This is a genomic window from Roseivivax sp. GX 12232 (genome assembly GCF_021272185.1).
Taxonomy (GTDB): domain Bacteria; phylum Pseudomonadota; class Alphaproteobacteria; order Rhodobacterales; family Rhodobacteraceae; genus Roseivivax.
Map to the genome: position 1 here is coordinate 1 of NZ_JAJSEC010000038.1, position 1,156 is coordinate 1,156.

At 62.0% G+C, this 1,156-nt stretch carries 1 pseudogene; it reads right to left on the bottom strand.

The window, feature by feature from the left end:
- Window positions 1–1,059, bottom strand: a pseudogene (gene istA / locus LR948_RS18810) (IS21 family transposase); the annotation flags it as partial.
- Window positions 1,060–1,156: the final 97 nt, after the last annotated feature.

The window sequence follows — 1,156 nt, forward strand, 5'->3', positions numbered from 1 at the left end:
CGCTCGGCATAGGCACGGATCTCGACAGGTCGGCCAACGGCCCGGCCGTCCACGGAGTAGCGGTTCTTGTCGAACCGGACGAGACATGTCTTCGAGACCGAGGCTGGCACGGCATGGAAACCGTCGAACGGACCGACGTAGGGGACAAGACTCGCGCGCTCGTCCTGGAACACCTCCCAGATCGTTCGATCTCGAAGCTCCTGGTGCGGGTTGGCCTTGGCCCAGGCAACACAGCGATCCTCGAGCCAGGCGTTTAGTTCGGCGTAGCTCTTGAACTTCGGCCGAGGCACGAAGAACCGCCGTCGGACAACGCCGACCTGGTTCTCGACCTGTCCCTTCTCCCAGCCGGATGCCGGGGTGCAAGCGACGGGATCGACGAGGTAATGGCTGCACATCTGCTGGAACCGGCGGTTGTAGGCTCGGTCGCGGCCGACGAAGATCGTGTCGACCGCGGTCTTCATGTTGTCGTAGATGCCCCGCGTGCAGGTGCCCCCGAAGAAGGCGAAGGCCTTGTCATGGGCGTCGAAGACCATCTCCTGCGTCTCGCGGGGATAGGCACGCACGAACAGCATCCGGCTGTGACACAGGCGGACATGTGCCACCTTCACCGTGGTCGTCGCGCCGTCGATCACCACGATCTCGTGGCTCCAGTCGAACTGGTAGGCCTCGCCTGGATCGAAGGTTAGCGGGACATAGGCGGCCGCAGATGCCACCGCTTCCTTCTTCGACCTGGAGGCCGCGTATCGCCGGACCGCATCATAGCCACCGTCATATCCTTGAGCCCGGAGTTCCTCGAAAATGCGGATGCGAGTCAGTCGCTCGCGCTTGGGCTTCCGCGCGTTCACCGCCAGCATCTCGTCGAGCATGTCTTGCCAAGGCCCGATCTTCGGCAACGGCTGAATGGTTCGCTCATAGGTGAGCTCCGTCGCACCGGACCGGATCACCTTGCGCACCGTGTTCCGCGATACTCGCAGCTCCCGGCAGATCTGCTTGATCGACTTCTTGTCCTGAAAAAAAATACGCCCGCCGGATCTTCGCTATCGTCTCCACGACCAACATCCCACACTGTGCTCCCCGATGACCTCGGGGGCATCATCCACATCAGTGTAAGGGGGTCATTTTTGGACGCCGATCACCCCGCTACGGGGTCAATTTT